Raw genomic sequence first — 5,030 nt, 5'->3', positions numbered from 1 at the left:
GTCATTGACACAACCCGGCAGCGTTCCCTGGAGCACCCCATCCTTGCCAACCCGGTCGGTCACCGTGATGCGCAACGTGGGTTCCCGCTCCTCGGAGTCACAAACGCCGCCCTTGTCGTTTTCGATGTCTTCCAGGGTGAAAATAAGCGATCTGCCATTTTGGTCTCTCAGATCTCTGGGGCTGGTCCCGTCACGCAGCTGCGGCGTGATCATCTCCTGGTACTCGTAGGACGGCCACGCGCGGCAGCCGATCTGCAGTTCCGTCCCCTTGGAGAGATCCGCGTTCGTCAGCACGACAATGAACTTCTGGTCATCCGCCAGGCCATTCACTTCCGTGACCCGGTTGAGCTCGGGCAGCACGTCGTAAGGTTCCCCGGTGGGCAGGAGGCTGCGCAGGCCCCGGCGGGGTTCCAGGTCGAAGTAGTCGATGTAGCGGACGTTGTGTACCTTGTCATACGCGCGGTGGTGCCCATCGAGGCGGTTACCGAGGCCATCGGCCGCCAGGTGCTTATTCATTGGGCCCCGCGCGTCGGGGTCAGTATCCGTCTTGCGACCATCGTCCGGGTAGTCTGGATCCTGTTCGTGAGGGTTGACCAATGGTCCGTGCGGGCTATCTGTCGTCACATCGATGTCGCCGCCGAATACCAGGCTCTCGCCGGTGTCGTCGATGGACTCCGGCAGCAAGAGGCCATTGATGAATACCGCGTCAATGTACTGGACGACCCGGGCGAACGCGGGTTGGGCAATGTTGCCGCGGCCGAGGCGTAACGCCACGGGGTACTTGTGTTGCGCCTCGCCGCCGGGCGGAGCCATGGCAAGGCCGTCTTCTTCATCGAGTCGTTCATCGCGGTTGAGGTCGAACAGGGCGCGCTGCGGGCTGCCGCCGCTGGCGAGCCCGAGCTGGATGATCCAGCTCTCGTTGTAACGCACATCGTCGGCGTCACGCTGCGATGGGTTGAGTGACGTGAACTGCAGGCGGCCCCCTCGAATCTGCGGATGACCGAGGAGCCGTTCGCCCTCGGATGGCAACGGCACCATCCAGCCCAGGTCGTGCCCCTCGCCATGCCAGTTCGGCTCGATATCGACGAGCTCGCCGTCATCGTCGGTGGTACCGATCACGCGCACAGTGCGCTCATTGCCGTCCCAGTCACGGGTGACTTCCACTAGCTCCTGTTGAATCAACCGCGCCGAGTCGATGGGACTACTGTCGTCAAGCCGGTCCCAGAGACCGTACACACTCTGCTCAGAGGTCACATCGAGGTCGGCGGCGCTGAGCAGGCTGCCAGTGCCGACATACACCATCACACCGGAACCGGTCGGATGGCGGGCAACATCCGGTTCCACCGTAATCGGGTTGCCCCGGCTGTCAGTAAACAGTCGGGTACGAGTTTGCGCATCCAGGTCGAAGCGCCAGACGTTTCCCCTTAAATCGCCAGCGTAGGCATAATCAACCCGACCATTTCCATCAAGGTCCACCAACGCCGGTGCAGACAAGCCGTTATTGCCTGCGTAATTGGTGGTAATTGTGATCGGGGAACCGCCGGAGACCGGCATCAGGATCAGTTTTGCTCTATCGGAGTCGCTGAGGTAGCCATTGCCGAAAATCACGTACCACTTGTCGTCCGGCAGCCGTGCGATTCCGGGTCGGCCATGAATATGGCCAATATCCTCGTTATCGCTGCCGGAGAGCTCGAAGAGCACGTCGGGATCGGTGGGGTCACTGACGTCCAGGGTGAACAGGCCCCTGGCACCGGCGCCCAGTCCGCCAGCGACCACATGCCTGTCGTCAAAGGATCGGCCGCGCAGTTCGCCATCGACGAAATAGGTGTGGCGATACGGAACGCGGGCAAGCCTGTCAAGCTTGCCCAGGAGCATCGATGGCACATAGCCGAACACTTCTTTGCCGGTTTCGGCGTTGAACCCATGCAGCATACCGCCGTTCGAGCCGACCAGGGCGAGTCCGTGCGAGCCTGCCGGCAGATAGACCGGTCGCGAGTTGATGATATCGCCCAGCACGCTAAAGCGCAGCCGCAGACGCCCGCCTTCCTGATCGCGCTCATGGCTACGGTCGCCGCGGACGAAGTTCAGCAGTTCACTGGCCTTGGCCTCGGGACCGTCCTGCGCGTCTTCATCGGCAAATGCCACAGGATCCAGGCTGGATTTTTGATGATCCGAGAGGCGGTCCCACCAGAAGGGCACTGTGTTGCATGGATTAGCCGAGCATTCTTTGACCGTGAACAGGTTACGTTCCTTCCAGAACACGTCATCCGGCTCCTCCAGCGCCTCGCCGTCGCCGTCGAGGTCCCGCTCATGCTCCGGAAATCCCGCTCGGGCGCTCCAGTTCTCCTCCCCTTGTTCCGGCGGATAGGCGCCCACGGGAACGTCCGTCGTCCTCTCCCCCTGCTGGCTGATCGTGTATTCGACCAGGTCGCCCATCCACGTGCCGTTCTCGAACCACGGGCGGTACGCCCGGGTCGCGCCGGCTTCGAGATTGGTGCTCTTGAGTGCATAGGGCGCCAGCGTCGCAGGCGGCTGGGTGTCCGGGTCGACGACGACCTCCGCTGCCGCATGGGGCGCTAAGATGAGCGCGCCAAGGAGGACGGGCATGACTGTGTGAGGAAATCTCGAACGTGCGCAAGATGCTTTTTGATGCTGTTCCATGGCGATTGCCTCGCTCTCCCTGTGTTTACGGCGCTTCCAGCGTGACGAAAATGGTCTGTACGATACGGGCCGCACCCCGGTCACCTTCGCTGCGCGCGCTGATGCGAAAGATGCTGACGTGGCTGCCGGCGACCTCCTCGCCCTCGGCGATGGACTCTCCGGGTACCTCGCGACGACCGATATGTTCTATGGCGTATTCACCACCATCGAAGTTTTGCGTTTTAAAGTTCCATGCCGCGACGTCCAGCGGATCAAGGCTGTCCTCGGCCAGATCGTGGTAGCCCGCGTCCGGCCTGGGGTTGCCAGTGACAATACCGGTGATCACTTGCTCGCCTTCGCGGACCACGAACTCGGCGCTTGACAGCGTTGCCGTTTGGGTCCGAAAGCTGTTCGACATGAGCTCCTGCATGATCGAGGAATTCATGGCCGAGACACCCAGCAACGTCATCACCAGCAGCAATATGAGACAGACGATCAAGGCGACACCGCGTTGGTCTTCCACTGCGTGGTGCTTTAACGGGATGGTGCGCATAAGTTGGTCTCATCTGTTCCGCAGGGACACGGTATTCACGTACAGGTGGCGGCGGAAATTGTCGTTCGGCTGGTACTGCTCATTGCCCATTGTGTATGTCGTGGTGTTGCTCAATGCCGGTTCCGGGCATTCCGCGCGAACTAATACCCAGGTTCTGACGGCAACCACTTCGCTCCAGTCCCCCACGGCACCGGCATCCACGTATTCATCGACGCCGGCTTCCAGGAACCTCAGCTTGAGATGCTCCACGCCTGCAATCGCCTCGCCGTCGTCTTGCCATGGCTGAAGCCCAGCACGCCATAAGGCAGGCATGGCTTGCTCGCCGGCACATGCGGAGGCGGAACCATTGACGCTGCCGATGTAATAGGCGTGGGCCCGCAATGGTCTGGTCGCCGCCGTATCCGCACCCACTGCAGGAAGGATGTTCGCGCCCTCCGGCTGGTCACCGCGCATCAAGCGGCTCTCGAACAGGCTGCTGCGCATATACAGCGCGTCCGCGAGAAGGCTGTCGTCATCGAGCACATCGGATGCGGCGTAGCGCACCGCGAGGATGTCCCCGCGCAGGTAGTTGTCGAAGCAGTCGGTCCCGTCGAGCGCACTGCTCAGGTCGAAGACGCGCCGTTCGATCATTCGTGGCCACGTCCCGTCGGAGGGACATGTCGGCGCCCAATTCGCCGGGCCGGGATCGCCGGAGACTTGCTCGATATCGGCATTGCCACCCCAGTACCCAGCCCGGCGCAGGTCGGAGACCAACAGGTCGGTCACGTAGCGGCCTGTCTCCTGCATTCGGGCCAGCGTTTCCTGGGTATTGAAGCTTTGTTTGCCGCTCAGGTAGATCTGGTAGGCTCCGGCGGTCAGGATCAGGCCGATGACCAGGGCCACCATGAGCTCCACAAGCGTCAGCCCCCCCTGGCGACGGGCGACTGGCAGGCTGCTCGGCGTGAAGCTTCCGCGGGTCATAGACGCACCCTCAGTATGTAGCTCAGGCGCTCCGCAGAGCCATCGTCTTCCGCCGCATCGCCATCCCATGCAACGGTAATCCGGAAGGTATCGTTATCGAGATCCTCGACCGTACCGGCTCCTGCTGGCAGAAGGGACACGAGCAGACAGGACCACTCGGCAAAGTCGGCGGTACGCACGGGCGAGCTGGGAACGGAGTCGGGGTTGTCACAGCCGTCGCTGGTGTCGACGTAATTGGCGTCCGGGTTGGCCCGCACACGATCCGCCATATCGTAGGCCAGGGCGGCGGCTTGCGAGCCGAGGTAAGCGTTGTGACTGCTTTTCATGCCGATCGTCTGCAGGCCCGCGATACCGAGTAGCCCGATGGACAAGACGAGGAGGCCGATCAGGACTTCCAGAAGCGAGAACCCTCGCTGTCCTTTGATGCTCCTCGTGGGTCGTACATTCATGGTGGTTTGGTCTCCTCGCTGCCCGCCTCGCAAAGCCGGTTTAGCAGTCCGCAGGTCTGGTGGTAATCCGGCCCATGGCATGGACAGTCACCGTTCTCGCGCGGCCTGAAGCGCCTGGTGTACAGCTCTCGGGCGAGAGTTGGATGACCACGGCGCCAGCGGGGCTGGTTTTGAGGCCGCGAGCGTCGAAAATGATTCGCTGGTCGTTCCCGGCAATGGCGGAGACCTCCATTCTCGACATCACGCCGTACTCGCGAATGCGGGTGTCGTCATCGCAACTGTTGCCCGTATGGATGCAGGCACCCCCACCCAGGCGCTGACTGGGAACCAAAGCGGACAATGAAACGCTTTCGCCGCGCTTGATCGCCTCCGCTCTGGCGACATTCAGCGCGGAGACCAGCTCGTTTGTGCTCGATACCGTACGATTG

At 62.0% G+C, this 5,030-nt stretch carries 5 protein-coding genes; all 5 read right to left on the bottom strand.

Features of this window, described 5'->3' with window-relative positions:
- Positions 1-2,607, bottom strand: a 2,607-nt coding sequence (locus QZT63_RS04380) for a PilC/PilY family type IV pilus protein (protein WP_290648926.1), incomplete at its 3' end; no start/stop codon positions are given.
- A gap of 79 nt (positions 2,608-2,686) precedes the next feature.
- Complete coding sequence (locus QZT63_RS04375; protein WP_290648924.1) at positions 2,687-3,193, bottom strand: PilX N-terminal domain-containing pilus assembly protein; 507 nt, start codon at positions 3,191-3,193, stop codon at positions 2,687-2,689.
- A gap of 9 nt (positions 3,194-3,202) precedes the next feature.
- Complete coding sequence (locus QZT63_RS04370) at positions 3,203-4,153, bottom strand: PilW family protein (protein WP_290648922.1); 951 nt, start codon at positions 4,151-4,153, stop codon at positions 3,203-3,205.
- Positions 4,150-4,602 (bottom strand): type IV pilus modification protein PilV, encoded by a 453-nt coding sequence (gene pilV, locus QZT63_RS04365; RefSeq protein ID WP_290648920.1) that lies wholly within the window; start codon positions 4,600-4,602, stop codon positions 4,150-4,152. The genes QZT63_RS04370 and pilV overlap by 4 nt, the downstream gene beginning before the upstream one ends.
- A gap of 40 nt (positions 4,603-4,642) precedes the next feature.
- Positions 4,643-5,030: GspH/FimT family protein (locus tag QZT63_RS04360; protein WP_290648918.1), on the bottom strand; the 388-nt coding region annotated here is incomplete at its 5' end.

The sequence above is a fragment of the Aquisalimonas sp. genome (assembly GCF_007120195.1).
GTDB lineage: Bacteria > Pseudomonadota > Gammaproteobacteria > Nitrococcales > Aquisalimonadaceae > Aquisalimonas.
The sequence above is the reverse complement of the archived record's forward strand: the minus strand, read 5'-3'. Positions and strand labels throughout refer to the sequence as shown.